Origin of the sequence: Streptomyces sp. NPDC057424, from assembly GCF_042803315.1 — a bacterium.
In the GTDB taxonomy this organism is placed as follows: domain Bacteria; phylum Actinomycetota; class Actinomycetes; order Streptomycetales; family Streptomycetaceae; genus Streptomyces.
Genome location: NZ_JBHVCP010000029.1, coordinates 27037 through 53399, shown reverse-complemented (window position 1 = coordinate 53399; position 26363 = coordinate 27037). Strand labels below are relative to the sequence as shown.

Below are 26363 nucleotides of genomic sequence, written 5' to 3'. Positions count from 1 at the left end.
CCCGGCTCGACGGCGACGTGACGGGAGCGGCGCCGCTGATCAGGAGGGTCGGGCCGGGTGCACCGCCCCCTCCGTCGCGGTGAGCGGCGCTCCGGTGCCGCCCCAGCGCAGCGCCACGATCTCGGCGGCGACGGACACCGCCACCTCCTCGGGCGTACGGGCCCCGAGGTCGAGGCCGACCGGTGAGCGCAGCCGGGACAGCTCGGACTCCGTGAGCCCGGCCTCGGCCAGCCGCTGCGCCCGGTCGGTGTGGGTGCGGCGGCTGCCCATCGCCCCGATGTAGGCGGCCGGGCGGCGCAGCGCCTCCGTCAGCAGCGGCACGTCGAACTTCGGGTCGTGCGTCAGGACGCAGATCACCGTGCCCTCGTCCGTGCGGGTCTCGCGCAGATAGAGGTGCGGCCACTCGGCGACCACCTCGACGCCCTCGGGGAAGCGGCGGGGCGTGGTGAAGACCGGGCGGGCGTCGCAGACGGTGACCCGGTAGCCGAGGAAGTCCCCGATCCGGGCCACGGCCGCGGCGTAGTCGATCGCGCCGAAGACCAGCATGCGCGGGGGCGGTGCGAAGGACTGCAGGAACACGCTCACGGAGTCCTCGCGGCGCTGCCCCTCGGGCCCGTAGTGCCGCAGACCGGTGGCGCCGAGAGCGAGTTCGCCGCGGGCGTCGGCGGTCACGGCCGCGTCCAGGCCGCTCGCGCCGAGCGTGCCGAGGGTCCGGTCCGGCCAGACCGAGAGGGCCGCCCCGCGCGGCGCCGGCCCGTCGGTCACGGTCGCCACCGTGACCGGCTCGCCCGCCGCGACCGAGTCCGCGACCGCGCCGAAGCCGGGGTCCCGCTCGGCCGTGACCGCGCGCACGAGCAGCGTGATCTCGCCGCCGCAGGTCAGACCGACCGCGAAGGCGTCCTCGTCGCTGTAGCCGAAGGTCTCCAGCCGGGCCTCGCCACCCGCGGCGACGTCCTGCGCCAGCTCGAACACCGCCCCCTCGACACAGCCCCCGGAGACACTGCCCACGACCTCCTCGTCGGGGCCCACCGCCATCGCCGCGCCCGGGTCGCGCGGCGCGCTGCGGCTCACCTCGACGACCGTGGCGAGGCCGAACGGGATCCCGGCCGCGTACCAGCGGCCGAGCACCGGGAGAACGTCACGCACGAGCCGCTCCTCTCCTTGCGCGCACCCCGCCGGGTACCCCGGCAGCGGTTAATTCCGTTGTGGATCTCCGCGCCGGTCTGCTGCACTGCACAGGACAGCGACGTCACCGAGTCCCGAGGAGTTCCGCATGCGCACTGCGTGCCTGTCCCCCCAGCCAGGAACGGACCTCTCTCCGAAGGACATGACGCTTCGTGCACATGCTCAACCTCGGAATTCTCGCCCATGTCGACGCGGGTAAGACCAGCCTGACCGAGCGGCTGCTCCATTCGGCCGGGGTGACCGACGAGATCGGCAGCGTCGACGACGGGAACACCCGCACCGACACCCTCGCCCTGGAACGACAGCGCGGCATCACCATCAAGTCCGCCGTCGTCTCGTTCCCGCTCGACGGTGTGACCGTCAACCTCATCGACACCCCCGGTCACCCGGACTTCATCGCCGAGGTGGAGCGCGTCCTCGGTGTGCTGGACGGCGTCGTCCTCGTGATCTCCGCCGTCGAAGGGGTGCAGGCGCAGACGCGGGTACTGATGCGCACGCTCCAGCGGCTGCGCATCCCGACCCTGCTCTTCGTCAACAAGATCGACCGGAGGGGGGCACGCCACGAGGCGGTGCTGCGGGAGATCTCGGCGCGGCTGACACCCGCGATCGTGCCGATGGGGACCGCCTCCGGCCTCGGCACCCGCGCCGCCGGCTTCACCCCCTCTGCTGGACCGGCCGGCGCTCTCGACGTCCTGACCGGGCACGACGACGCGCTGCTGTCCGCGTATGTCGAGAACAGCGTCACGGACGCCCTGCTGCGCGGGTCCCTCGTCGCGCAGACCAGGGAGGCGCTCGTCCACCCGGTCTACTTCGGTTCCGCCGCGACGGGCGCGGGCGTCGAGGCGCTCCTGTCCGGCATCGAAACGCTGCTGCCCGCGGCCGGCGGTGAGGCGGACGGGCCGGTCTCCGCCACCGTGTTCAAGGTCGACCGGGGCCCGGCGGGGGAGAAGGTCGCCTACGCCCGGATGTTCTCCGGGACCCTGTGCACCCGCGACCGGATCCCCTTCGGAGCGGACGGCGCCGAAGGCCGGATCACCGGCATCAGCGTCTTCGGCCACGGCACGGACACCCGTACGGACTCCGTCGGTCCCGGCCGGATCGCCCGCCTCACCGGGCTCGGCGACATCCGGATCGGCGACGCGATCGGCGAACCCCGCACGGCGTACGAGCGCGTCTTCGCGCCGCCCAGCCTGGAGACGGTCGTCGTCCCCGGCCCGGACGTCGACAGGGGAGCGCTCCACCTCGCGCTCACCCAGCTCGCCGAGCAGGACCCGCTGATCGGCCTGCGCCGCGACGAACGCCGCCAGGAGACCTCCGTCTCCCTCTACGGCGAGGTGCAGAAGGAGGTCGTCCAGGCCACCCTCGCCGACGAGTACGGCCTCGACGTCACCTTCCGTGAGACGACGCCGCTGTGCGTCGAACGGCCCGTCGGCACCGGGCAGGCCGTGGAGTTCAACAAGAAGGACCCCAACCCGTTCCTCGCGACGGTCGGCCTGCGCGTCGACCCCGCGCCGGCCGGCTCGGGCGTCGGCTTCCGGCTGGAGGTGGAGCTCGGGTCGATGCCGCACGCCTTCTTCAAGGCCGTCGAGGACACCGTGCGCGAGACCCTCGACCAGGGTCTGCACGGCTGGCAGGTCACCGACTGCGTGGTCACCATGACCCACAGCGGCTACTCGCCCCGTCAGAGCCATGCCCACCAGGGCTTCGACAAGAGCATGTCGAGCACCGGTGCCGACTTTCGCGGCGTGACCCCGCTGGTGCTGATCGAGGCGCTGCGGCGGGCCGGGACGCGGGTCCACGAGCCGATGCACCGCTTCCGCGTCGAGGCGCCCGCCGACACCCTCGGCGCCCTGCTGCCGGTCCTGGCCGGGCTCGCGGCCGTACCCGAGACGACGCGCAACCGGGACGACGTCGGTGTCCTCGAGGGCACCGTGCCGGCCGCCCGGGTGCACGCCCTCGAACAGAGGCTGCCGGGGCTCACCCGGGGCGAGGGCGAGCTGGAGAGCTCCTTCGCTCACTACGCGCCCGTCACGCACGGCACGATCCCCGAGCGCCCGCGCACCGACCACAACCCGCTGGACAGGAAGGAGTACCTGCTGAACGTGACACGAAGGGTGTGTGGCTGAGATGTGAGGGCTGACCGGAGCGAACTTACTCCGGAGTCAGAGGTGTTGACGGTGTCCTGATATCGCCGGACTGTAGTGGACATGCCGACTATCCGAGCGCGTCTGCTGGTTGTCCTGGTCGTCCTCTTCGGCTCCGTTGCGGTGGCGGGTGTCCCGCCGGCCACCGCCGCGCCCCCTCCCGGCTCCCTCTGGTTCGACGACCCGGCCGTCACCGTGCGGGACGGCCGCTTCACCGACGCCCACGGCCGCGAGATCGTGCTGCGCGGCTTCAACGTCTCCGGCGAGACCAAGCTCGCGGAGAACAAGGGCCTGCCCTTCGCCTCGGTCGCCGACGCCCGCACATCGGCGACCGCGCTGCGCGCCCTCGGCGGCGGCAACACCGTCCGCTTCCTGCTCTCCTGGGCGTACGCCGAGCCCGAGCGCGGAAAGGTGGACACGGCCTATCTGGCCGCCGCCACCGCCCAGATGAAGGCCTTCCTCGACGCCGGCATCCGCGTCTACCCCGACTTCCACCAGGACCTCTACTCCCGGCACCTCTTCGACACCGACAGCTGGTACACCGGCGACGGCGCGCCGAAGTGGGCGGTGGACGCCGGGAACTACCCGGACGAGTCCTGCGGGATCTGCCTTTTCTGGGGGCAGAACATCACCCAGAACGAGGCCGTGAAGCGTGCCACGTACGACTTCTGGCACAACGCGCACGGTGTGCAGGACGCCTTCCTCGCCACCGCCCAGAAGGCCATGGCGTACGTCCAACAGCACCTGAGCGCGGACCAGTTCAAGGGCATCGTCGGCTTCGATCCCTACAACGAGCCGCACGCGGGCGTATACGACTCCGGGCAGACCAGCCGCGCCTGGGAGAAGGACGTGCTCTGGCCGTTCTACGAGAAGTTCCGGACCCGCATGGACGCGGCCGGCTGGCGTGACAAGCCCGCCTTCGTCGAACCGAACCTCTTCTGGAATGCCAACCTCGACTTCCAGAAGCAGGAGGGCGGCCTGCTGGACGCCGGCACCCTCGGGCCGCGCTACGTCTTCAACACGCACTTCTACGACCAGAAGGCCATCTCCGGCGTCTTCATGTGGGGCAAGGCGGCCGACGGCCAGTACGCGGGCGACTTCCGCACCGTCCGCGACCGGGCCGCCGCCGCTCAGACGGCCGCCGTGGTCAGCGAGTTCGGGCACCCGCTGGCGGGCCACGTCTCCGACAAGGCGCCGACCGTCCTCAAAGCGATGTACCAGGCCCTCGACTCCCGTCTGAAGGGCGCCGACTGGTGGTCCGACCCGGCGGCCTCGGGGCGCGTGCTCTCCGGCTCGCAGTGGCAGTGGGACATCTACCACGGCCGCCACCACGAGCTGATGAACGGCAACCCCGACAAGGTGCTCACCACCGGTGACGCCTGGAACGACGAGGACCTGTCGGCCGTACGCCTCGACGACTCCGGCAGGCCCGTGCTGCGCCAGGACGCCCGGCTCCTGGACCGCCTCTACCCGAGCGCCACGGCCGGTGAGACCGTCGGCTTCACCTACGAGGACCGCTCGCGGGACGGGTCGACGACCCTGACCTGGAACCCGGTGCCCCGCTCCCTGCCGAACGTGCAACGGCTCGTGGGATCAGGGCAGTACGGTCTGCTGCTGTGGCGCTCGGACGGCGGCCCGGCACCCACCGAACTGCACCTGCCGGCGAGCTTCCCGGCCGGGTCCACCACCGTCGTCTCCGACCTGGGCGCGGTCCATGCCCCGCCGGCGTACACCTCGGTGACACCGGTCGGGGTGGCGCAGGAGCCCGGTGGCACGGGAAGCCGCCGCCTGCTGCTCACCGCGCCGGACTCGGGCGTCCTGCACTATGCGCTGGTGACCAACGGGGCGACGGCTCCCTCGGCGGAGCTGCTCGCCGCGGCCCGCTCCGAACTGGCGGCCTGGGCGGCGAAGGAGGTCAACTAGCGGACGGGCTCGTCCAGTCGGCCGCCACATGGCCGAGCCGGACGCGCTGAGGGTGGTCGCCGACCGGCACGGACACGACCTTCTTCCCGGTGGCGAAGTCGATGGCCGTGACCTGGTCGGTGCCGCTCTCGGAGACCACGCAGGACTTGCCGTCACCGCTGACCGTGGCCCAGTAGGGCTTGGAGGCGGTGACGAGCGGGCCCTCCTGGAGGGTGGCGCGGTCCACGACGGTGGCGTAGTCGTCCATCGTGCCCGCGACGCACAGCTTGCGTCCGTCCGGGCTCATCGAGATGCCGTGGTGGCGCGAGTCGTTGACGAAGGTCGTGCGGTCGTCGCTGGTCGCCTGGTTCTTCGGCAGGGTCTTGGTGCGGGTGATCTTGTTCGCGGCGATGTCGTACTCGAAGAAGCCGTTGAAGAAGGAGACCTGGAAGTACAGCTTCGACTCGTCCGGGGAGAAGACGGCCGGACGGACCGCGTCGGAGTAGTCCCTGAGGCCGAGCGCGTCCAGCTGCGGGCGCATGTCGATGACCCTGACCTGCTTGTACGTCGTGGCGTCGACGACGGTGATGCGCCGGTCGCCCTTCGTCCAGTCCAGCCACGGGGCGTCGGTCTGCGTGTTCACGTCGCCGATCGCCATGTTGTAGATGTACTTGCCGTCCTGCGTGAAGATGTTCTCGTGCGGCTTGTCGCCGGTGCCGAACGTGCCCAGTTCCCTTCCGGAGACGATGTCCAGCACATGGACGGTGTTCGAGGTCGACGCCGAGACCGCCACCCGCTTGCCGTCGGGGGAGACCGCCATGTGGTCGGAACGGTAACCGGACACGGGGAAGCGCCAGTTGATCCGTCCGGAGGCGACGTCGATCGAGACGACGTCGGCGAAGCTCGGCCGGGAGACGACCACCGACCCCCCGTCCGGGGTGGAGTACATGTCGTCGACGAACTGGTCGTGGCCCTCACCGACGCTGTTGCGGATCGCCATGAAGTAGATCCACCTGATCGGATCGGCGTTGATCTCCGCCATCCGCTCGGCCTTGTCGGGGATGACGTTGATCCGCCCGATCTTCCCGAAGTCCCCGGTGGACCGGATGACGTCGGCGGTGCCGTCCCAGTTGTTGCCGACGAACATCACCTCGCGCAGTGCGGAGGGGGAGCCCGGGGAGGCCGCGGTCGCGGCGGTCGCGGGAACGGTGACGGTCAGGGCGAGGGCTGCGGCTACGGAGCACAGGTGCCGGCGTCGGAAGACGGGCATGACTGCTCCCCTCTCTGCTGTGGGGTCTCTGCTGCGGGGCGGGACGTCGTGAGTGGGGCATGCCAAAGCTGGGCGCGTGGAATCTGAACACGCGTGCTTTCAGAGTGAACTTACTGCAAAGTAAGGAAGGGGCTGCCTTCTCCACAAGACCGCGTGCACGACAAAATCAGTGTTCGAGCGACGAAGGGAGAGCCGGTGCCGGGGAGACTCAGAGCGCCGACCGGCCGCTATGGCGGCAAGTCCGCCCAGGAGCGGCAGGCCGAGCGGCGCCGGCGGTTCCTCGGCGCCGCGCTCCAGCTGTTCGGCGACACCCCCGGCTTCCGCTCCACCACGGTCGCGGCGCTCAGCGAATCGGCCGGTCTCTCCACCCGCCAGTTCTACGAGGAGTTCCGCACCCTCGAGGACGTACTCGCCGCGTTGCACCTCCAGGTCAACGGCTGGGCCGAGGCTGCCGTGCTGGAGGCGGCCGCGGGCGCGGCGGACCTGCCGCTCGTCGAACGCGCCACGGCCATCTTCCGCGCCTACGCCGGGAACGTCGCCGCCGATCCGCGCCGGATCCGCATCACCTTCGTCGAGATCATCGGCGTCAGCCCGCGCCTGGAGGAGCAGCGGCTCGCCCGCCGGGCCGGCTGGGTCGACCTCATCCGCGCCGAGGCCGACGCGGCCGCCGCGCGCGGCGAGGCCGCCCCCCGCGACTACCGCCTGGCCGCGACGGGTTTCATCGGCAGCGTCAACGGCCTGCTGCACGACTGGAGCGCCGGCTGGGTCGACGCGACACTCGACGAGGTCGTCGACGAACTGGTCATGCAGCTACTGGGCATCCTGTGGCCACCGGGGTGGAAGCCGGAAGGGTGAGGCGGCTGCCGGGCACAGCCACCCGGGGCTCGTTCTGGCGACCGGCCCGAGACACCCGGGCCGCCCGGTCCTCTCCGACGGCGGCGCAAAGCCGCGGCTCGCCGAAATGGCGGCGGGCAGCGTCACGTGCCGGGAGGCCATGCCGGCCGTGCGGCAGCGGTTCTGCTTCATCCGGACGTACGTGACCGAGGCGGCGTCCTCCCCGACGAGCACCGGGACAGGGCGCCGCACCCGTCCGCTCGGTGAGGACGGCCGCCCGCTTGCCGGTCTCCTCCACCGTGCACCGGGCGAGCGCGGTGCCGTCCTCCCTCGATGCCCCGCTCCTGCTACTCGTCCCAGGCCTGGACCAGAGTCTGCTCGGCGATCTTGCCGCCGCGCAGCGCGATCATGGACTCGGACAGGACGCGCACCCCGTCCGCGTACTCGCAGCTCTCGCTGTAGGCGGCCTCGTCGCCCTGGATGACGCACCGCTCCAGCTTGTGCGACATGTCCCGGCTGTAGACGTCCTCCAGCATCTGGCCGATCTCGTCCCGGCCGTGCAGAACCTTGGGGTGGCTCGGCTGGGTCGTGCGGTCCACGATGCGCAGCTCCGCATCGTCGGCGTACAGGGAGAGCAGGATGTCCGGGGTCTGTCCTTCCAGGCCCCGGCGCAGGGTCTCCCGGTCGAAGGCGGGGTCTGCCGCGGTTCCCATGATGACCTCCTTCGAAGGGCCGTGGCCCGGCGGGAGCGGGCCGTGAAAGGCCTCTCCTGACGAGCGTCCTCCCGCCCGGCGGGCTCGGCAAGCGCAGCCGGGGCACTGGGCCTGACGGGTGAGCGGCACCGTCCGCCCGTGTCCGCCGGGGACCCGCCCGCGTTGCGAAAGGCATGATCTCAACACGACGTATCGTCGCCGCCGTTGGTCTCGCCGCTGGGGTCACCGGCCTCGTCGCGCCGATGGCGAACGCGGCCGAAGCGGAAGCGAAGAGCCCGCTCAGCCCGATGGCCACGCTCGACTCGCTGACCGTGAGCGACATCCCCGCCGAGCACAAGGACGAGATCCCGCGGCCCTCCTCGCAGCTGGCCGGACTCAACCGCCTCAACGACCTCGACCAGCTGAACCAGGTCGTCGGCCTGGTCTCCCCGGTCTTCGGCTTCCTTCCCAACGTCCGCTGACCGCAGCGCGTACGTGCGGGCCGCCCGGAGCCGGGCGGCCCGCACGCACGCCCGGACTCAGTCCGCGGTGGCCAGGAACTGCGTCGCCGCCAGCTCCGCGTAGAGCGGATCGGCCGTCACGAGCTCACGGTGCGTGCCGACGGCCCGGACCCGGCCCGCGTCCATCACCACGATCCGGTCGGCCATCGTCACCGTCGACAGCCGGTGCGCCACGACGAGGACCGTGGTCGACCGCGCCACGTCCGCGACGGTGTCGCGCAGCGCCGCCTCGTTCACCGCGTCCAGCTGCGAGGTCGCCTCGTCGAGCAGCAGCAGCCGGGGGCGGCGCAGCAGCGCGCGGGCGATGGCGACGCGCTGCCGCTCACCGCCGGACAGCTTGGTGCCGCGGTGCCCCACGAGCGTGTCGAGGCCGGCGGGCAACCGGGAGACCAGGCCGTCGAGACGGGTCGTCTTGAGCACCCGCGCGAGGGCGTCCTCGTCCGCTTCCGGATGGCCCAGCAGCAGATTGTCCCGCAGGGAGCCCGACAGGACCGGCGCGTCCTGCTCCACGTAGCCGATCGCGGCGCGCAGCCGGGGCAGCTCCCAGTCGTTCAGGTCCTTCCCGTCCACCGTGATGACACCGGACTCGGGGTCGTAGAACCGCTCGATCAGCGAGAAGACGGTGGTCTTGCCGGCGCCGGACGGGCCGACGAACGCCGTCATGCCCTGGGCGGGCACGGTGAACGTCACTCCGTGGTGGACGTAGGGCAGGTCGTCGGCGTAGCGGAAGCGGACGTCGTCGAAGGCGAGGGCGGCAGGCTGCGCGCCCGGGGAGGGCAGCGGCGCGGCCTCGGCGGCAGGCTCGGCGGGCAGGCGCAGCGCCTCCTCGATGCGGGTGAGGGCCGCGGCCCCCGTCTGGTACTGCGTGATGGCGCCGACGACCTGCTGTATCGGCGACATCAGGTAGAAGACGTACAGCAGGAACGCGACCAGTGTGCCCACGTCGACCGCGCCGGTCGCGACCCGCGCCCCGCCCACGGCGAGCACCGTGATGAAGGCGACCTGCATGGACAGCCCCGCGGTGTTGCCCGCGGCCGCCGACCACTTGGCGGCCCGCACGCTCTGCCGCCACGACTCCTGCGCCGCCTCGTGGAGCGTCCGCTCCTCCCGGTGCTCGGCCCCGGACGCCTTCACCGTGCGCAGGGCGCCGAGGATCCGCTCCAGCGAGGCACCCATGACCCCCACCGCGGTCTGCGCCTCCCGGCTCGCCTTGTTGATACGCGGCACGATCACCCCGAGGATCACGCCCGCGCCCAGGATCACGGCCAGGGTGACGCCCAGCAGCACGGCGTCCACCAGGCCCATCATCACCACCGTGGCGACGAGCGTGAGCCCGCCCGTGCCCAGGCCGACCAGCGAGTCGGTGGTGACCGCGCGCAGCAGGGTGGTGTCCGAGGTGATGCGGGCCATCAGGTCCCCGGGTTCGCTGCGGTCCACGGCCGTGATCCGCAGCCGCAGCAGATACGACGACAGGGCGCGCCGCGCGCCGAGCACCACCGACTCGGCGGTGCGGGTCAGCACGTACGAACCCAGTGCTCCCACCGCCGCGTTGGCCACGACCAGGGCCGACATCGCCAGCAGGGCGCCGGTGATGGCCCGCTCGTGCGACAGGTCGTCGATCAGTTCCCGCGCCACCAGCGGCAGCAGCAGCCCGGTCGCCCCGGTGACCAGCGAGAGCAGCGCCCCCGCGACAAGGGACCAGCGGTGCGGCCGGACGTATCCGAGGAGCTGCCGCCACGCGGGTGTGGCGGTCTCGGTCTCTGCGATGCTCACGGCGCTCCCTCGGCGTCGGCGGAGCGTTCAGGCTACGTCGCCGCCGACCCGTGTGGCCTGCCCTTTCCGGCGCGGAACAGGGTGGCCGATCAGCACCCCTCACCGATCAGTCGCGCGTAGGGTCGGAAGGGAACGGACCCCGGCCGACGAAGGAGTCAGCACCATGGCCCAGGAAGTACGCGGCGTGATCGCCCCCGGCAGGGACGAGCCGGTGCGGATCGAGACGGTCGTGGTACCCGACCCCGGCCCGGGCGAGGCCGTCGTGCGGGTGCAGGCCTGCGGGGTGTGTCACACCGACCTGCACTACAAGCAGGGCGGCATCAACGACGAGTTCCCGTTCCTGCTGGGCCACGAGGCCGCGGGCGTGGTCGAGGCGGTCGGCGCCGGTGTCACCGATGTCGTGCCCGGGGACTTCGTGATCCTCAACTGGCGTGCGGTGTGCGGGAAGTGCCGGGCCTGTCTGCGCGGGCGGCCCTGGTACTGCTTCGACACCCACAACGCTGAGCAGAAGATGACCCTCGCCTCGACCGGCCAGGAGCTGTCCCCGGCCCTCGGCATCGGCGCCTTCGCGGAGAAGACGCTGGTCGCGGCCGGACAGTGCACCAAGGTCGACCCGGGCGTGGCCCCGCAGGTGGCCGGGCTGCTGGGCTGCGGTGTGATGGCCGGGGTCGGCGCCGCCATCAACACCGGGAACGTCGGCCGGGGCGACTCGGTCGCCGTCATCGGCTGCGGTGGGGTCGGTGACGCGGCCATCGCCGGATCGCAGCTGGCCGGAGCGGCGACGATCATCGCCGTCGACATCGACGACCGCAAGCTTCGCACCGCCCGCTCCATGGGCGCCACGCACACCGTCAACTCGCGCGAGAGCGACCCGGTGGAGGCGATCCGCGAGCTCACCGGCGGCTTCGGCGCCGATGTCGTCATCGAGGCCGTCGGCCGCCCGGAGACGTACAAGCAGGCCTTCTACGCCCGGGACCTCGCCGGCACGGTCGTCCTCGTCGGCGTCCCCACGCCGGAGATGAAGCTCGAACTGCCGCTGCTCGACGTCTTCGGCCGCGGCGGAGCACTGAAGTCGAGCTGGTACGGCGACTGCCTGCCCTCCCGCGACTTCCCGATGCTGATCGACCTGCATCTGCAGGGGCGCCTGGACCTCGGCGCGTTCGTGACCGAGACGATCCAGCTCGACGAGGTGGAGAAGGCGTTCGAGCGGATGCACCACGGTGACGTGCTGCGTTCGGTGGTGGTGCTGTGATGACGACGCGTATCGAACACCTCGTCACCTCGGGGCAGTTCAGCCTCGACGGCGGCACCTGGGACGTCGACAACAACGTGTGGATCGTCGGCGACGACCACGAGGTGATCGTCATCGACGCCGCCCACGACGCCGACGCCATCGCCGAGGCCGTCGGGGACCGCCGGCTGACGGCCATCGTGTGCACCCACGCCCACAACGATCACATCGACGCCGCCCCCGCCCTCGCCGAGCGCACCGGCGCCACCATCTGGCTGCACCACGACGACCTGCCGCTGTGGAAGCAGACCCACCCGGACCGCGAGCCGGACGCCTGGCTCGTCGACGGCCAGGTGATCGAGGCCGGCGGCGCCGACCTGCGGGTCCTGCACACCCCGGGGCACGCGCCCGGCGCGGTCTGCCTCTACGACCCGGGGCTGGGCACCGTCTTCACCGGCGACACCCTCTTCCAGGGCGGCCCGGGTGCCACCGGCCGGTCCTTCTCGCACTTCCCGACCATCGTCGACTCCATCCGCGACCGGCTGCTCACCCTGCCGCCCGGGACGACGGTCCGCACCGGACACGGGGACTCCACCACCATCGGCGCGGAGGCCCCGCACCTGCAGGAGTGGATCGCCCGGGGGCACTGACCGCGGGCCGCCCGGAAAAGGCGACAGAAGATGTCCGGCTTACCCGTCACGCTGAGAGCGGCAAGCAGTCGAGGACACGGGAGGCCGGACATGTCAGCTCCGTTGCAGGGCAAGGTCGCACTGGTCGCCGGGGCGACCCGGGGCGCCGGACGGGGGATCGCGGTGGAACTCGGCGCGGCCGGCGCCACGGTCTACGTCACCGGCCGCAGCACCCGCGCCGGCCGCTCGGAGTACGACCGTCCGGAGACCATCGAGGACACCGCCGACCTGGTCACCGAGGCCGGCGGGCGGGGCGTCGCCGTGCCCACCGACCACCTCGACCCGGCGCAGGTCCGCGCCCTCGTCGACCGCGTCGCGGACGAGCAGGGCCGCCTCGACGTCCTCGTCAACGACATCTGGGGCGGAGAGAAGCTCTTCGAGTGGGACACCCCGCTCTGGGAGCACGATCTCGACAACGGCCTGCACCTGCTCCGGCTCGCCGTCGAGACGCACGCCGTCACCAGCCACCACGCCCTGCCCCTGCTGCTGCGCAACCCCGGCGGCCTGGTCGTCGAGGTCACCGACGGCACCGCCGACTACAACGGCGCGAACTACCGCAACAGCTTCTTCTACGACCTCGCCAAGACGTCCGTCCTGCGCATGGCCTTCGCCCTCGGTCACGAACTCGGCCCGCGCGGCGCCACCGCCGTCGCCCTCACCCCGGGCTGGATGCGCTCGGAGATCATGCTGGACGCCTTCGAGGTGCGCGAGGAGAACTGGCGCGACGCCCTGGAACGCGTCCCCCACTTCGCCATCTCGGAGACCCCGCGCTACGTGGGCCGGGCGGTGGCCGCACTCGCCGCCGACGCGGAGGTGGCGCGCTGGAACGGGCAGTCGTTGTCCAGCGGCGGACTCGCCCAGGTGTACGGCTTCACCGACCTCGACGGCAGCCGCCCGGACGCCTGGCGCTACCTCGTGGAGGTCCAGGACGCGGGCAAGCCGGCGGACACGGTCGGCTACCGCTGACGGCCCCTGGGCCCTGATCTCCTCAATCAACCACTATGTCAAGGTATGTCCACCCTGTACCGGTGGGGTATGTCACTGTTCCGTCCCAGCGCGCCCGGCCGCACAACCGGAACCGTTCTCCGTCCGTCTAGCTGGCAGACATCGCAGACCCGACTTTCGCGAAAGGGCATGACCAGCCATGGGGGACGTACGCAGACGGAGCGCCGTCGCACTGGGGATCACCGGTCTGGTGACACCGCTCACGCTCGCACTCGGCGCCACGCCGGCCCAGGCCGCGAGCTGCACCACGCAGGCCGGCCCGCACCAGAAGAAGGTGGAGAAGTTCCTCGGCCGTCCGGTCGACGGCAAGCAGTCCGCCGCCGACTGCAAGGCCATCCGCGCCTTCCAGACCAAGCACGGCATCTCCCCGAACATCGGCTACGCCGGGCCCGTCACCTGGGGCGTGATGGACCTGATGCAGAAGCAGAAGGCCGTCGGGAAGAACCCCAACAAGGACGGCAAGTGCCCGGTGAACAAGGGCCGGATCGCCTGTGTGAACCTGACGCTCCAGCTGAGCTGGATCCAGGACGGCAAGAAGCTCGTCTACGGCCCCGTCCCGGTCCGCACCGGCCGCGACGGGTACGAGACCCGCACCGGCCTGAAGAAGGTCTACTGGCGCAACATCGACCACGTCTCGTCCATCTACGACGTGCCGATGCCCTACGCCCAGTTCTTCGACGGCGGCCAGGCCTTCCACTCGGTCGGCGTCAGCATGTGGAACCCGCCGGGCTCGCACGGCTGCGTCAACATGACCAAGACCGACGCCAAGAAGTACTGGTCGCTGCTGAAGAAGAACGACGACGTCTACGTGTACGGCCGCAAGCCGGGCACCTGATCCCAGGCACCCGGCCCGCGCTGAGCCCCTACTCGGGCGCGCCCCCGAAGTCCGGGATCTCCAGCCGCACGCCACCCCGCCGCGCCGACTCGTGCGCGATGATGCCCGGCAGGGTGTAGCGGGCGGCCACCCAGGCGTTCACCGACGGCAGCGTGCGGTCGTTGACGGCGGTCACGAAGTCGTCCACCAGGAAGTGGTGGCTGCCCTCGTGGCCGTTGTGGAGGTGGTCGAACTCCCTCGGCAGCCGTGCCCGGTCGTGCACGGGCGCCGACCCGGAGGTGAAGGCGGCCCGCAGCTCAGGCGCGATGTGCTGGAGCGAGGGGTCGTCGGGTGCCATGGTGGGCTTGGGCTCCAGCAGTTCGCTGATGTCCTTCACCCCTTGCTTGTCCTGCCACAGGGCGACCGTGGCGAGCTGCTCCATGCTGGCCTCGGTGCCGAAGAAGCGGAAGCGCGACTCGCGTATGTGTGAGGGGTAGCCGACCCGCCGGAACTCGTTCGTACGGAACGAGCCACCGCCCGCCACCTCGAACAGCGCGGTGGCGTTGGAGACGTCGTTGCCGAACTGGCTGACGTCCTTGTCGAAGACGCCGTCGCCCCGGTCGTCGACGACCCCGATCGCCGACACGCTCACCGCGTGCGTCCTCCAAGCGCCCAGCACCCCGCCGACCGCGTGGGTCGGGTACAGCAGCGGGGGATAGCTGGCGGTCGCCTTCCAGTTCTCGCCGCCGCTGTACCGGTAGGCCTCGTAGAACCCCAGATCCATGTCGTGCACGTAGTCGCCCTCGGCGTAGAAGAGCCGCCCGAAGGCGCCCTCGGCGATCTGGTTGCGGGCGTGGACCGTGGCCGGGTTGTACTCGCTGGTCTCGCCCATCATGTAGGTCAGCCCGGTGGCCTTGACCGTGTCGATGATCGCCGCGATCTCCTCCGTGCTGATGGCCATGGGGACGGCGGAGTACACGTGCTTGCCCGCGTTCAGGCCCTGGAGCACCAGGGGCCCGTGCGTCCAGCGCTGGGTGAAGATCGCGACGGCGTCGACGTCCTCCGACTCCAGCATGGCCTGGTAGGACGGGAAGGTGCCCGCCAGCCCCTGGGCGGAGGCGAGTTGGCCGGCCCGCTCGGGCAGCAGGTCGGTGACGTAGACGTCGCTGACGCCGGGGTGGGCCTGGAACAGGGTGGCGAACTGGCCCGAGAACTGTCCGGCGCCGACGATGCCGATGGAGAACGTCATGTAAGGCGTGCCCTTCACTGGTGGGGGATCACTGCGAGAGGATCAGGTTGATCTGTTCGTTGGTCTGGTCGAGGCTGCTCACGGGCTCCCCGTTGCCGTAGATGTCCTCCATCGCGGGCGCCATCAGCGCCGTCATGTCCGCCGAGTAGCTGGCGATCGGATAGGAGAAGGTCCGGAAGCGCATCTTGTCGGCGAGGGGCTCGGTGAACGCCGAGACGTCGATGCCCTTCTTCCGGTACGCGGCGACGGCCGCCTCGGTCCCGGCCGGGGTGGCGGGGAACACGACCCCGGACTTGCCGACGATGGTCTGGCACCGGTCCGAGGCCAGGTAGGCGACCCACTTGCGGGCGCCCGCCTTGTTCTTGGAGGCCTTGGTGATCGAGTCGGCGAGGCCGTTCAGCATCGTGGCGCGCCTGCCGGTCGGGCCGGCCGGCGTCAGAGCGGTCTTGATGTCCTTGCCCTTGAAGCCCGCGTACGTGGAGATCATCCAGGCGCCGTCGAACGCGGTGGCCGCCTTGCCCGCGGCGACCTGGGTGTTCGCCTGGTTGGACTGGACGTTGTAGTCGGACAGCGGCGGCATGTAGCCCTTCTTCGCCAGGCCGAAGTACCACCGGATGACGGACTGGAAGGTCTTGCTGTCGTACTGGTACTTCGTGCCCCAGCGCGGCTTGTCGAGGTAGCTCCAGCCGGCGGAGGCGGCGAAGGTGCTCCACTGGGTCTGGCCGTCGCCGAACCCGCCGCCGTTGCTGGCCATGCCGTACACCTTGACGTTGTCCTTGTCGAAGCCCGGCTCGTCACCCCGCTTGCCGTTCCTGTCGACGGTGAGGTGGGCGATGGCCTTCTCGAAGGTGCCGCCGTCCTTCGGGTTCCAGGACAGGTCATTGAGCTGCTCCGCGGTGAGGCCGGCGTCCTCGGTCAGCTTCGAGTTGTAGAACAGCGCGACCGTGTCCCAGTCCTTGGGGGCGCCGTAGCGGTGGCCGTCCTGGCCGACCCAGTTGGCGGCGAGGCCCGGCTGGTAGTCGGAGTCCTCGATGCCGAGGTCGTCGAGCGGTTCGAGGACCTCCAGGTCGGCGAACTGGCCGAAGTTCTGGATGTGGTCGGTGAACACGTCCGGCTGGGTGCCCGCGATGAACCCGGCGGTGAGCTTGGTCCAGTAGTCGGACCAGCCCAACTGCGTGATCTTCACCTCGAGTCCGGGGTTCTCCTTCTCGAACCCCTTCGCGCAGGCCTGGTAGGCGGGCAGCTGGTTGGCGTCCCAGAGCCAGTACGTGACCGTGTGGGCGGAGGATCCGGCGGCACCTCCCTGCGCGCACCCGCTGACCAGGGACAGCGCCAGCGCTCCGGTCGCCGCGACGAGCGGACGAAGTCGAATTCGCATCCCAGTCCCCTTACTTGATCCCGGTGAAGCCGATGGAGCTGACGATGCGGCGGGCGAAGCAGGCGAACAGCACCAGCATCGGCAGCGCGGCGATCAGCGTGGCCGCCATGAGCCCGGACCAGTCGACGCCGGTCTGCGGGGTCTGCGCCCGGAAGACCGCCAGCGCCACGGTCAGCACGCGTGAGCTGTCGCTGTAGGAGACCATCAGCGGCCAGAAGTAGTCGTTCCAGGAGGTGATGTACGTCAGCACGGCCAGCGTGATGACCGGCGTGGACGCCATCGGCAGGACCACCCGGAAGAAGATCTTGATCTTCCCGGCGCCGTCGAGCAGCGCGGCCTCCTCGACCTCCTTCGGGATGTTCATGAAGAACTGCCGCAGGAAGAACACCGCGAACGGGGTCATGAACATGGTGGGCAGCGCGATACCCAGGAGCGTGTCGATCAGGTGCAGTTGTTTGATCAGCACGAAGTTCGGCAGGAGCGTGAAGATGGCTGGCACCATCATCCCGGCCAGGAACAGCCCGAACATCGTGTCCCGGCCCCGCCACCGCAGTCGCGAGAAGGCGTACGCGGCCATCGCGGAGAAGAAGATCTGACAGCCGGTGATCATGGTCGACACCAGCACCGAGTTGAGCAGGTAGCGCCAGAAGTCCAGCCCGCCGCCCGCGCCGCCCTGCGCGATCGCCTCCTCGGACGACTGCAGCCCCAGGGCCCGTGCGAAGCCGCTGGTGGTGAGGTCCACCGGCAGGGGGTTGGTGGGGTCGGCGTTCAGGCCCGCGTTGGTGGAGAGCGCGGTGCGCAGGATCCAGTAGAACGGCAGCAGGGTGATGAGGACGATCAGTCCCATCCCGGTCCAGGCGGCGGCCCGCCCGAAGGGGAACCTGCGCCGGTCCGGCCGCAGGGTGGTAGGCGTCGTTGTCGTCACGGCAGTCACGGCGGTGTCTCCCTTCTCAGCCGAGGTCGGTCCGGCCGGCCCGGGTGAGCCGGTACTGGAGGATGGTGATCGCGCTCAGCACGACCAGCAGGGCGACGGACATGGCCGAGGCGTAGCCGAACTGGAAGCGGCCGAAGGCCGAGCCGTAGATGTAGTACTGCAGGACGTTGGTGGCGTTCGCCGGACCCCCCGCGGTGGTCACGGCGACGGTGTCGAACACCTGGAACGACCCGATCACCGTCATGATCAGCACGACCGCGAGGACCGGCCGCAGCAGCGGCATGGTGATCCGCCAGAACATCCGCCACTCGCTCGCGCCGTCCACCCGGGCCGCCTCGTACATGTCACCCGGGATGGCCTGGAGGCCGGCGAACAGCAGCAGGGCGGTGTAGCCCACGTGCCGCCACACGTTGATGAGAGCGATCGTCGGGATCGCCCAGGTCTCGTCGGCGAGGAACGGGATGCGGTCGACGCCGAGGCCGCTGATGATCTCGTTGCCGATGCCGAGCTGGGTGTCGAGGATCCACAGCCAGACCAGACCGGCGACGACGTTCGACATCAGGTACGGCGTCAGCACGATGCCGCGCAGCATCGCCGACCGGGTCAGCCGCTGGAGCAGGACGGCGATGGCGAGCGCCGCGACCGTCTGGACGCCGATGTTGAGGACGACGTACTCGACGGTGACCCGGAGGGAGTCCCAGAAGATGGGGTCGTTGACCATGCGGACGTAGTTGTCCAGGCCCACCCATTCCGCCGGCGTCAGCAGGTTGAAGCGGGTGAAGCTCAGATAGATGCCCCGGAGCGTCGGCCAGAGCAGGAAGGCCAGGAAGCCGAGCAGTGCCGGCGCGATGAAGAGCGCGGCCAGCCGCCCGTCCCCCCGGTCCTCCCCGGACACCCCCTGTCGCGTCCCGGTCCTGCTGCGGGCCTCCGCCGCGCCGCCCGTGGGCAGACGTGAAGGAGGACTGCTGGAGGCGATGGTCATCGGGAGACTCCCTCGCTGCGGCGGCTTGTCCTCTGGCGGGACTTACTTTTGGTGCGAAACAATTGCTGCGTCAAGAGGCCTGCAAACATCTTTTCGCCTGGCCGGCATCGGCCTAGAGTGGTCACGTTGGTTTCAGTGTGAAAAAAATGGGTGAGGGGAGTCGGGCTTTCATGACCGAGGGCACCGCCGGCTGGCTGCCACTGAGCCCGGGGGAGCGCTCCGTGGCGATCGAAGTGCTCGTCCACGGGCCGCTGTCGCGTACGGAACTGGCGCGCAGACTGGGTCTGTCGGCCGGCAGCCTCACCCGGCTGACCAAGCCGCTGATCGAGTCGGGCCTGCTGGTCGAGGTGCCCGAGGCGGGCGCGCCCGCGGAGACGCGCCAGGGCCGCCCGTCCCAGCCGCTGGACGTCGTCGCCGACTCGGGGTTCTTCCTCGGCTTCAAGATCACCGAGGACACCGTCTACGGCGTCGTCACCACTCTGCGGAGCCACATCGTCGCCCGCCACGACCGCCCGCTCACCACCCACGACCCCGCCGAAGTCGCCGACGTGCTGGCCGAGATGACCGCCGGCCTGGCCACGGGTCACCCCCGCCTGGCCGGGATCGGCATCGGGGTCGGCGGATTCGTCCAGGACCGTGCGGTGGTCGGCGAGTCGCCGTTCCTGCTGTGGCGGGACGTCCCCCTGGCCGACCTGGTCGAGGAGCGCACCGGGCTGCCGGTGGTCGTGGAGAACGACGTCGCCGCCCTGGTCGAGGCCGAGACCTGGTTCGGCGCCGGGCGCGGCCTGGACCGCTTCGTCGTCCTCACCATCGGTGCGGGCATCGGCTACGGGCTCGTCCTGGGCGGCAGGCGAGTGCCCTTCGCGGAGGAGGACCGCGGCTTCGGGAGGCACTGGATCGTCGACTCCAGCGGGCCGCTCACCCCGGACGGCAGGCGCGGCAGCGCCGTCTCGTTGCTGGCCATCCCCAGCATCCGCTACCAGATCCGGGCCGCCACCGGCGCGGACCGCACCTATGAGGAGATTCTTGCCCTGGCGGCCGAGGGGGACCCGATGGCCGCCCGGGTCGTCGGCGAAGCGGCGCGTGCCCTGGGCACGCTCGTCGCGCAGATCTCCAACTTCGTGATGCCGCAGAAGATCCTGCTCGCGGGGGAGGGGGTCGGGCTGATGGACGTGGCCGGGAAGACGGTCGAGGAGACCGTCCGCGAGCACCGGCATCCGCTGGCCGCCCCGGTGGGTCTGGAGACGAGGGTGTCCGACTTCCACGACTGGGCCCGCGGCGCGGCCGTGCTCGCCATCAAGGTGCTGGTGCTGGGATCGGTCGAAGCGTGAACGACGGCGAACTTCCGGGCGGCGAAAGGTACTCGCAGGTGGCTGATGTGAACAGCCTCACGTTTACCGGGAGATGGACGTGATCAGTGACACTGTCCGAAATGCCCGATTGAGTCGTGATTACTCACATCGCCTTCACGTCCGGCGACGTATGCTTCACAGCATGTCCACCACTGTTGAATCATCATCCGAGCGATCGGCTGACGAGGTCAACGAGGAGATCCGCGCGTTGTGGCGCCGGTCGGGCGGGACACTGAGCGTCGAGCAGCGCGAGGAGTACCAGCGGCTCGTCCTGGAGTGGGCCGCCGCGGCCCCGCAGCCGGCGCCCGCGGCCTGACCATCGTCCCGGCCCGCCGACGGCATCGGACCCTCGTCGAAGGGCGCCCCTGACCCCATGGGTGCCCTTCTCGTGCTTTCCTCGGCCGTGGTCTGAGCCGGGGCGATGAGAGCACCTGTCTGCTCGGCGAAGCCGAGAGCGTGGGGAGAGTGCCGGGGTGACCGTGAGCGCGGTCACCGGTGTCGCGTTGCCCGTGCTGTGCGGGGTCCTCGTCCTCGGTGACGGTCCGGGCGTCGTCGCCTGGCTGGAGATCGCTGTCACGGTGCCCGGGCTGTGGCCTCTCTCCGCGGTCCTCGTCCTCCTGCCGGACGCCGGACGCCGGACGCCACGTCCGACGGCTGCGGCTGCCGCGGGTCCGCTGCGCCCAGGCCGTACTCACCGGGGCCGGGGCCGCCCTCGGCTCGTGCCATATCTGCCCGCCGCCCAGCGGCAGTTGCGTGGCTGTGGCTGTGGTCCTGGCCTCCCTCTACCCGGCCCTCCCCGTGGTGCCGGGCCTCACCCTGCCGCACGAGCGGCCCGGCCGCCGCCAGGCGGTGGGGCCGCCGAGGGGCGGGCATCGCGACCGTGCTGCGCACACCGGGCGGACGGGGACGCCCCCGACGGACGGTCACCGGCAGCGTCATCCCCACGTGGCCGAGTAGTGCTGCCGGTACGCCTTGCGGTCCTGCTCCGCGCGAATCCACCGGGTTGCCACCAGGGCGACGAGGCTGCCCGCCATGACGAGCATGCCGGGGCCGACATTGCGCGGGTCGGTGAGGCGGCTCAGCAGCGTCGACACGTCCGTGCCCGTGATCGGCGCCGTCGAACCCGGCGAGGCGGCACCCTCCGAGGCCGACGGCGCGGGTGCGGCGCCCGTACCACCGGCCGACTCGGCCACGATCAGCTTGACCCCCAGCTCGGTCAGCGCCTTCGTCACCGGCTGGAAGAACGTCGTACCGCCCGCCGTGCAGTCCCCGCTGCCGCCCGACGTCACGCCGAGCGCGACGCCGTCGGCGAACATCGGCCCTCCGCTGTCTCCGGGTTCGGCGCACACGTTCGTCTCGATCAGGCCGGTGACCGTGCCCTCGGGGTAGTTGACCGTCGCGTTGAGCGCGGTCACCTCTCCCTCGCGCAGCCCGCTGGTGCTGCCGCTGCGGAAGATCTTCTGCCCGACCTCCGCGTCGGCGACAGCCGTGATCCGCACGCCCTTGCCGTCACCGACCACCACGACGTCCGCGTCCTTGCCCGCACGGCCACCGTCGTACTTCACCAGGGAGTAGTCGTCGCCGGGAAAGCTGCCCCTGAGCGAGGTACCGACCTGCTCCCGGCCCCGGTCGTCGGCGAACCAGACGGAACCGTCGGGCCCGCAGTGCCCGGCCGTGAGGATGAAGTCGCTCTTCCCGTCGGTCACGTTGAACCCCGCCGAACAGCGCCCTGCGGTCGACAGGATGGGCTGCGCGCCGTTGACCCGTGTCGTGAACGTGCCCTCGGTGCGCTCCATGCGCACGAAGGAACCGATGCCTTCGGCGACCTCCGTCATCCGGGACCAGTCGGAGGAGGAGACGGTGCTGTCTCCCCGCACCACCACCTGGTTGCTCTTGTAGTCCAGGGACCACGAGGTTCCGGGGACCCGGGGTGCGGAACGCAGCGTCGCCGCCGCGGACTTGAGGTCGCTCATGCTGTGGCTGACCATCTTCGCCTGCGCGCCGGCGCGCTTCACCTCGGCGGCTGTCTTCTCGTCGGTGACCGCGACGACCGGCCGCCCGGCCGAGTCGACCCAGCTGCCCGCCGTGCGGGAGTTCCCGAGCCGGGACACGAGGTCGGTGCCCTCACCGGTCGCCGGCGGCGCGGTGAACGGGACGCCGATGGACGGGGCGGGTGGCTCGCTCGCCACGGCGTTGGTGACCATCGCTCCTCCGAGGAGGAGTCCGCCGACGGCCGCCAGCCGTGTCACTCGCCGGACGACCCGTCGTCGTGCGTGCCTCATGCATGGCTCCCGAAACCGAACATCACGGCGTGAACACCGCGGGGCCCTCCTTGAGTTGAGTGCCCTTCATCCATACGGGACGGAGCCGTGCCGCGTTCAGCGCACCGGTGATCTCTTCGGCGTCACCCGGTGACCGGGCCCGCGAGCAGGGCCCCGCTGCGCGCGTCGCCCCACACCGAGTCCGGATCGACGTAGGGCCGCAGCAGCGCGGTCAGCGCCGGGTCCCCGCGGCCGTTCAGCTCGTCGGAGGCGATCTTGCGGGCGATCCCGGCGAGGAAGTCCGCCACCTGCACCCGCGTATCGTCCCGCGCGACGACGAGCCGCATCCCCGCCAGGCGGATGCCGGTCTGCCGGGCTGTCTCGCCGATCCACGCGATGCGCTCCGGCGTCAGCATGTTCTGCCGGTCGTGCACGAGGTGCACCGGCCGCCCGTCGGGGCTCCACAGCGCGGCCGTCCGCACGATCGCCGGGAGCAGCGGGTTGAGCAGCGGGATCAGGGGTGGCCCGGCCAGGAAACCGTCCCGGTAGGACTCCGCGCGGGGCCGGGTCGCGGCGAGCCGCTCCAGGATCCTTGCCGCGTCCGTCCCCGGACACGTCCGGCGCAGGGTGTCGACCGTGCCGTAGAAGACGTCCACCGGGTCCCCGTCGTGGCGAACCCGCAGCAGCTGGTTGGCCGCCTCCAGGAACGACCGCCAGCCGTCCTCCCCGAAGGCCGGGCGCCCCGCGCGGAACAGGACGGCGGCCTCGGCGGCGTCGTCCAGCAGCAGGCCGACGGTCCGGTCCACCACGAAGAAGGCCTTCTCCATGAGGTGCACCCGCGCCTGACCGTGGATCGGCCCCTGCGGCGCGAGCAGCCACTCCAGCACCGCGCGGTGCTTCTCCCGCAACAGGTGGTTCGCCTTGTACTCCTCGGCCGGTGAGCGGATCCGGTCCCGGATCTCCCGCACCGTCGCCGCGGCAGACGCCACGGACAGGGAGACGCCGGCGTGCGCGAACACGTCCGTGTTCCCGCCGGTGAGGTTCTCACCGTCCGACCCCGACTCGTCGCAGGCGATCTCCAGGAACGCGCCCGCCGCCCCGCCCCGCTCCCCGTCCGCAAGATTCCCGCTCACCGCACAGCCCCCTATCGTGTGCCCATGACCAGGATCCCGCACGAGACGTCCGGTGAACCGAACCCCCTGCAGATCCTCACTCTCGACCGCCTCCGGCAGCGCACCAGCATGAAGTGGCGCACCTACCCCGAGGACGTGCTGCCGCTCTGGGTGGCCGAGATGGACGTGCCGCTCGCCGAGCCCGTCGTGCGCGCCGTCACCGACGCGCTCCACCTCGGTGACACCGGCTACCCGGCGGGCACCGCCTACGCGGAGGCCCTGGCCGCCTTCGCCGGGAAGCGGTGGGGCTGGGACGGGCTCGCGGTGGAGCGCACCGCGATCGTGCCCGACGTGATGCTGGGCGTCGTCGAGATGCTCAAACTGGTCACCGGCCCCGGCGACACGGTGGTCGTGAACCCGCCCGTGTACCCGCCGTTCTACCTGTTCGTGGAGCACATGGACCGGCGGGTGGCCGAGGCCCCGCTCGGGGCGGACGGGCGCATCGACCTCGCAGTCCTGGAGGAGAGCTTCCGGCAGGCCGTCACGGACGGACGGCGGGCCGTCCACCTGCTGTGCAGCCCCCACAACCCGACCGGCACCGTGCACACGGCCGAGGAGCTGTCCGCCGTCGCGGGGCTCGCCGAGCGGTACGGCGTGCGGGTCGTCGCCGACGAGATCCACGCGCCGCTCGTGTGCGGCGGCGCCGGCTTCGTGCCCTACCTGAGCGTGCCGGGCGCCGAGCGCGGTCTGTCGCTGATGTCGGCCTCGAAGGGCTGGAACCTGCCCGGGCTCAAGGCCGCCCTCGCGGTCGCGGGGCCCGGGGCCGCCGCCGACCTGCACCGGATGCCCGAGGAGGTGGGGCACGGCCCGAGCCACGTCGCCGTCATCGCCCACACCGCCGCCCTGCGCGACGGCGTCGCCTGGCTGGACGCCCTGCTGGCCGGCCTCGACAGCAACCGGCGGCTGCTCGCGGACCTGCTGGCCGAACAGCTGCCCGCGATCCGCTACCGGCCGGGCGACGCCACCTGCCTGGCCTGGCTCGACTGCCGCGCCCTCGGGCTCGGCGACGACCCGGCCGACGTCTTCCTGCACCGCGGCCGCGTCGCCCTCAGCTCCGGCCGCCCCTTCGGCACCGGTGGCACCGGCCACGTCCGCCTCAACCTGGCGACCTCGCAGGACGTGCTCACGGAGGCGGTGCGGAACATGGCGGCGGCGCTGCGGTGAACCCGGGGACACGCTCGTACACTTCCTGCCATGGACGACAGAGCGCCGGCTGAGCCGGGCGCGGGCAAGTACCTGCTGATCACCAGCTACCGCAGGAACGGTACGCCGGTCGCCACCCCGGTCTGGGTGGTACGCGACGGGGAGGCGCTCGGCGTGTGGACGCCCGCCGGCTCCTGGAAGGTGAAGCGGATCCGCAACCGCGCCGACGTTCTGGTCGGCCCCTGCGACCGGCGCGGCAACCCCACCGGTGAGCAGGTGCCCGCGACGGCGGAGATCTGCGATCCGGCCACCACCGCCCGCTACCGGAAGCTGATCGCCCGCAAGTACGGACTGACAGGCCGGCTGACCCTGCTCGGAAGCCGGCTGCGCCGGGGCCTGGACGGCACCGTGGGCATCCGCATCACCCTCTGAATGCCCGGCAAGCGCTTCCGGCCGCAGGGGAGTGGAGGCCCCGTTCACGGGAAAGGGCACCTGCCATGAGCCGAAATCCCGTCCTGCGCGCAGCCGTCGTCGGCACCGGCCACCGGGCCCAGCTGTTCACCCGCGGCCTCGCCGAACGCCCCGGCCATGCCGTGGCCGCGCTGTGCGACCCCAGCCCGACCCGGATGGCCTTCCACAACCGGCTGCTGGCCGAGACCGGCGCACCGGCCGCCACCACATGGGAGCCCGACCGCTTCACCGACCTGCTCGCCGGGGAGGGCATCGACGAGGTCGTCGTCACCACCGTCGACGCCGAGCACGACCGCTACATCGTCCCGGCTCTGAAGGCGGGCTGCCGGGTCGTCACGGAGAAGCCGATGACCGTCGACGCCGGGCGCTGCGCCCGCATCCTCGACACCGTCCGCGAGACCGGCAACTCCCTGACCGTCGCCTTCAACTACCGCTTCAACCCCGCGCACGAGAGGGTCCGCGCCCTGCTCGCCGACGGCGCGATCGGCGAGGTCTTGTCGGTCCACTTCGAGTGGCTGCTCGACGTACGGCACGGCGCCGACTACTTCCGCCGCTGGCACCGCGAGAAGCGCCACAGCGGCGGCCTGATGGTGCACAAGGCCTCACACCACTTCGACCTGGTCAACTGGTGGCTCGCCGACGAGCCCGAGGAGGCCTTCGGCTACGGCCGGCTCGGCTTCTACGGTCGTGCGGCGGGGGAGCGGCACGGGCTGCGCCGGGACTACGACCGCGCCCATGGCGCCGAGCGGGCCGCCGACGACCCCTTCGCGCTGGACCTCGCGGCCGACGACACCCTGCGCGCCCTCTACCTCGACGCCGAACGCGACGACGGCTACCTGCGCGACCGCAATGTGTTCGACGGGCCGGTCACCATCGAGGACGACATGTCCGTCCTCGTGCGCTACGCGCGCGGCGCGACCATGACGTACCACCTGACCGCCTACTCCCCGTGGGAGGGCTACCGGGTGATGTTCAACGGCAGCGCGGGCCGGCTGGAGCTGGAGGTCGAGGAGAGCCGCTGGCAGCAGCCGCGGACCCGGCTCACTTCGGCGGCCGGCGCGGTGCACGGGGACACGGCGGCCGAGCACGCGGGCGGCGCGCGCCTCACCCTGCGCCCGCTGTGGCAGCCCCCGGTGGACGTGCCGCTCGCGGTCGCCCACGAGGCCCACGGCGGCGGTGACCCGCGCATGCTCGACGCGCTGTTCGGCCCGGTCGGCCCCACCCGCCCGGCGGATACCGCCGCGGACCGTCCGACGGCCACCGAACGCGACGGTGCGCTGGCCCTCGTGGTCGGGCTCGCGGCCAACCGGAGCTTCGAGACGGGACGGCCCGTGCGCACCGGCGAGCTGATCACCGGCTGA

General features: G+C 71.2%; 23 protein-coding genes and 1 pseudogene. 13 read left to right on the top strand and 11 right to left on the bottom strand.

The features are described from left to right. Positions 1 to 39 precede the first annotated feature (39 nt). The gene (locus ACFU3E_RS22780) at positions 40 to 1146 is read right to left on the bottom strand and encodes an XdhC family protein (protein WP_384161081.1); all 1107 of its coding nucleotides are present in this window, start codon (positions 1144 to 1146) and stop codon (positions 40 to 42) included. Between the two features lie 191 nt (positions 1147 to 1337). On the opposite strand from ACFU3E_RS22780, the gene ACFU3E_RS22775 reads away from it, so the two are divergent. Beyond that, positions 1338 to 3311 carry a GTP-binding protein gene (locus tag ACFU3E_RS22775; protein ID WP_384161078.1) on the top strand — a complete coding sequence of 658 codons (1974 nt, stop codon included), beginning with the start codon at positions 1338 to 1340 and terminating at the stop codon, positions 3309 to 3311. Between the two features lie 81 nt (positions 3312 to 3392). Then, entirely contained in the window at positions 3393 to 5252 is a 1860-nt protein-coding gene (locus tag ACFU3E_RS22770; protein ID WP_384161075.1) for a cellulase family glycosylhydrolase, read from the top strand. On the opposite strand, the gene ACFU3E_RS22765 is transcribed toward ACFU3E_RS22770, so the two are convergent. Next, positions 5245 to 6501, bottom strand: a complete 1257-nt coding sequence (locus tag ACFU3E_RS22765) for a YncE family protein (protein WP_384161072.1) — start codon at positions 6499 to 6501, stop codon at positions 5245 to 5247. The two genes, ACFU3E_RS22770 and ACFU3E_RS22765, sit on opposite strands and share 8 nt — an antisense overlap. 195 nt (positions 6502 to 6696) lie before the next feature. Here ACFU3E_RS22765 and ACFU3E_RS22760 point away from each other — a divergent pair, with 195 nt between their 5' ends. Beyond that, positions 6697 to 7356 (top strand): TetR/AcrR family transcriptional regulator, encoded by a 660-nt coding sequence (locus ACFU3E_RS22760; RefSeq protein ID WP_384161069.1) that lies wholly within the window; start codon positions 6697 to 6699, stop codon positions 7354 to 7356. Between the two features lie 96 nt (positions 7357 to 7452). Here ACFU3E_RS22760 and ACFU3E_RS22755 read toward each other — a convergent pair. Next, positions 7453 to 7633: pseudogene (locus ACFU3E_RS22755) on the bottom strand (tetrahydrofolate dehydrogenase/cyclohydrolase catalytic domain-containing protein); the annotation flags it as partial. A gap of 49 nt (positions 7634 to 7682) precedes the next feature. Continuing rightward, positions 7683 to 8048, bottom strand: coding sequence for a nuclear transport factor 2 family protein (locus ACFU3E_RS22750; RefSeq protein ID WP_384161066.1), 366 nt, complete (start codon positions 8046 to 8048; stop codon positions 7683 to 7685). Positions 8049 to 8221: 173 nt separating this feature from the next. Between ACFU3E_RS22750 and ACFU3E_RS22745 the strand changes: the two genes are divergently transcribed. Then, positions 8222 to 8509 carry a hypothetical protein gene (locus ACFU3E_RS22745; protein ID WP_384161063.1) on the top strand — a complete coding sequence of 96 codons (288 nt, stop codon included), beginning with the start codon at positions 8222 to 8224 and terminating at the stop codon, positions 8507 to 8509. A 57-nt stretch (positions 8510 to 8566) separates the two neighbouring features. Here the strand turns inward: ACFU3E_RS22745 and ACFU3E_RS22740 are convergent, their stop codons facing one another. Beyond that, positions 8567 to 10321, bottom strand: coding sequence for an ABC transporter ATP-binding protein (locus ACFU3E_RS22740; protein WP_384161060.1), 1755 nt, complete (start codon positions 10319 to 10321; stop codon positions 8567 to 8569). Positions 10322 to 10484: 163 nt separating this feature from the next. On the opposite strand from ACFU3E_RS22740, the gene ACFU3E_RS22735 reads away from it, so the two are divergent. The 4 genes from ACFU3E_RS22735 (at position 10485) to ACFU3E_RS22720 (ending at position 14081) form a co-directional block, all read left to right on the top strand. After that, positions 10485 to 11573, top strand: a complete 1089-nt coding sequence (locus ACFU3E_RS22735) for an S-(hydroxymethyl)mycothiol dehydrogenase (RefSeq protein WP_384161057.1) — start codon at positions 10485 to 10487, stop codon at positions 11571 to 11573. After that, positions 11573 to 12202: an MBL fold metallo-hydrolase gene (locus ACFU3E_RS22730; protein ID WP_384161054.1), complete on the top strand. Its 630-nt coding sequence runs from the start codon at positions 11573 to 11575 to the stop codon at positions 12200 to 12202. Before ACFU3E_RS22735 ends, ACFU3E_RS22730 begins: the two co-directional genes overlap by 1 nt. Positions 12203 to 12292: 90 nt before the next feature. Continuing rightward, positions 12293 to 13207: an SDR family oxidoreductase gene (locus ACFU3E_RS22725; RefSeq protein WP_384161051.1), complete on the top strand. Its 915-nt coding sequence runs from the start codon at positions 12293 to 12295 to the stop codon at positions 13205 to 13207. Between the two features lie 178 nt (positions 13208 to 13385). Beyond that, a complete protein-coding gene (locus tag ACFU3E_RS22720; RefSeq protein ID WP_384161048.1) occupies positions 13386 to 14081 on the top strand; it encodes a L,D-transpeptidase family protein in 696 nt (231 codons plus the stop codon). A 28-nt stretch (positions 14082 to 14109) separates the two neighbouring features. Here the strand turns inward: ACFU3E_RS22720 and ACFU3E_RS22715 are convergent, their stop codons facing one another. The 4 genes from ACFU3E_RS22715 to ACFU3E_RS22700 are packed head-to-tail and all read right to left on the bottom strand — an operon-like array spanning position 14110 to position 18603. Then, complete coding sequence (locus tag ACFU3E_RS22715; protein WP_384161046.1) at positions 14110 to 15309, bottom strand: Gfo/Idh/MocA family protein; 1200 nt, start codon at positions 15307 to 15309, stop codon at positions 14110 to 14112. A 28-nt stretch (positions 15310 to 15337) separates the two neighbouring features. Continuing rightward, a complete protein-coding gene (locus ACFU3E_RS22710) occupies positions 15338 to 16687 on the bottom strand; it encodes an ABC transporter substrate-binding protein (RefSeq protein ID WP_384161043.1) in 1350 nt (449 codons plus the stop codon). Positions 16688 to 16697: 10 nt separating this feature from the next. Further along, a complete protein-coding gene (locus ACFU3E_RS22705; protein ID WP_384161040.1) occupies positions 16698 to 17621 on the bottom strand; it encodes a carbohydrate ABC transporter permease in 924 nt (307 codons plus the stop codon). A gap of 16 nt (positions 17622 to 17637) precedes the next feature. Beyond that, a complete protein-coding gene (locus ACFU3E_RS22700) occupies positions 17638 to 18603 on the bottom strand; it encodes a carbohydrate ABC transporter permease (protein ID WP_384161037.1) in 966 nt (321 codons plus the stop codon). Positions 18604 to 18773: 170 nt separating this feature from the next. On the opposite strand from ACFU3E_RS22700, the gene ACFU3E_RS22695 reads away from it, so the two are divergent. Then, complete coding sequence (locus tag ACFU3E_RS22695; protein WP_384161035.1) at positions 18774 to 19934, top strand: ROK family protein; 1161 nt, start codon at positions 18774 to 18776, stop codon at positions 19932 to 19934. 151 nt (positions 19935 to 20085) lie between these two features. Beyond that, entirely contained in the window at positions 20086 to 20271 is a 186-nt protein-coding gene (locus tag ACFU3E_RS22690) for a hypothetical protein (protein ID WP_161361580.1), read from the top strand. Positions 20272 to 20890: 619 nt separating this feature from the next. Here the strand turns inward: ACFU3E_RS22690 and ACFU3E_RS22685 are convergent. Then, positions 20891 to 22237 carry a S1 family peptidase gene (locus tag ACFU3E_RS22685; protein WP_384161032.1) on the bottom strand — a complete coding sequence of 449 codons (1347 nt, stop codon included), beginning with the start codon at positions 22235 to 22237 and terminating at the stop codon, positions 20891 to 20893. A 122-nt stretch (positions 22238 to 22359) separates the two neighbouring features. Continuing rightward, positions 22360 to 23349 carry a hypothetical protein gene (locus ACFU3E_RS22680; protein ID WP_384161029.1) on the bottom strand — a complete coding sequence of 330 codons (990 nt, stop codon included), beginning with the start codon at positions 23347 to 23349 and terminating at the stop codon, positions 22360 to 22362. Between the two features lie 24 nt (positions 23350 to 23373). Here ACFU3E_RS22680 and ACFU3E_RS22675 point away from each other — a divergent pair, with 24 nt between their 5' ends. The 3 genes from ACFU3E_RS22675 to ACFU3E_RS22665 all read left to right on the top strand — a co-directional run bounded on the left by ACFU3E_RS22675 (position 23374) and on the right by ACFU3E_RS22665 (position 26363). Next, positions 23374 to 24552: a MalY/PatB family protein gene (locus ACFU3E_RS22675; RefSeq protein ID WP_384161026.1), complete on the top strand. Its 1179-nt coding sequence runs from the start codon at positions 23374 to 23376 to the stop codon at positions 24550 to 24552. Positions 24553 to 24582: 30 nt separating this feature from the next. After that, a complete protein-coding gene (locus ACFU3E_RS22670; protein ID WP_384161024.1) occupies positions 24583 to 24963 on the top strand; it encodes a PPOX class F420-dependent oxidoreductase in 381 nt (126 codons plus the stop codon). 65 nt (positions 24964 to 25028) lie between these two features. Beyond that, positions 25029 to 26363: a Gfo/Idh/MocA family oxidoreductase gene (locus ACFU3E_RS22665; protein ID WP_384161021.1), complete on the top strand. Its 1335-nt coding sequence runs from the start codon at positions 25029 to 25031 to the stop codon at positions 26361 to 26363.

Excerpts from the sequence above, each read along its gene's own strand:
- ACFU3E_RS22770 (WP_384161075.1), top strand. The coding sequence starts at position 3,393 with ATGCCGACTATCCGAGCGCGTCTGCTGGTTGTCCTGGTCGTCCTCTTC.
- ACFU3E_RS22765 (WP_384161072.1), bottom strand. The coding sequence starts at position 6,501 with ATGCCCGTCTTCCGACGCCGGCACCTGTGCTCCGTAGCCGCAGCCCTC.
- ACFU3E_RS22750 (WP_384161066.1), bottom strand. The coding sequence starts at position 8,048 with ATGGGAACCGCGGCAGACCCCGCCTTCGACCGGGAGACCCTGCGCCGG.
- ACFU3E_RS22745 (WP_384161063.1), top strand. The coding sequence starts at position 8,222 with ATGATCTCAACACGACGTATCGTCGCCGCCGTTGGTCTCGCCGCTGGG.
- ACFU3E_RS22735 (WP_384161057.1), top strand. The coding sequence starts at position 10,485 with ATGGCCCAGGAAGTACGCGGCGTGATCGCCCCCGGCAGGGACGAGCCG.
- ACFU3E_RS22730 (WP_384161054.1), top strand. The coding sequence starts at position 11,573 with ATGACGACGCGTATCGAACACCTCGTCACCTCGGGGCAGTTCAGCCTC.
- ACFU3E_RS22725 (WP_384161051.1), top strand. The coding sequence starts at position 12,293 with ATGTCAGCTCCGTTGCAGGGCAAGGTCGCACTGGTCGCCGGGGCGACC.
- ACFU3E_RS22720 (WP_384161048.1), top strand. The coding sequence starts at position 13,386 with ATGGGGGACGTACGCAGACGGAGCGCCGTCGCACTGGGGATCACCGGT.
- ACFU3E_RS22715 (WP_384161046.1), bottom strand. The coding sequence starts at position 15,309 with ATGACGTTCTCCATCGGCATCGTCGGCGCCGGACAGTTCTCGGGCCAG.
- ACFU3E_RS22710 (WP_384161043.1), bottom strand. The coding sequence starts at position 16,687 with ATGCGAATTCGACTTCGTCCGCTCGTCGCGGCGACCGGAGCGCTGGCG.
- ACFU3E_RS22700 (WP_384161037.1), bottom strand. The coding sequence starts at position 18,603 with ATGACCATCGCCTCCAGCAGTCCTCCTTCACGTCTGCCCACGGGCGGC.
- ACFU3E_RS22695 (WP_384161035.1), top strand. The coding sequence starts at position 18,774 with ATGACCGAGGGCACCGCCGGCTGGCTGCCACTGAGCCCGGGGGAGCGC.
- ACFU3E_RS22690 (WP_161361580.1), top strand. The coding sequence starts at position 20,086 with ATGCTTCACAGCATGTCCACCACTGTTGAATCATCATCCGAGCGATCG.
- ACFU3E_RS22685 (WP_384161032.1), bottom strand. The coding sequence starts at position 22,237 with ATGAGGCACGCACGACGACGGGTCGTCCGGCGAGTGACACGGCTGGCG.
- ACFU3E_RS22675 (WP_384161026.1), top strand. The coding sequence starts at position 23,374 with ATGACCAGGATCCCGCACGAGACGTCCGGTGAACCGAACCCCCTGCAG.
- ACFU3E_RS22670 (WP_384161024.1), top strand. The coding sequence starts at position 24,583 with ATGGACGACAGAGCGCCGGCTGAGCCGGGCGCGGGCAAGTACCTGCTG.
- ACFU3E_RS22665 (WP_384161021.1), top strand. The coding sequence starts at position 25,029 with ATGAGCCGAAATCCCGTCCTGCGCGCAGCCGTCGTCGGCACCGGCCAC.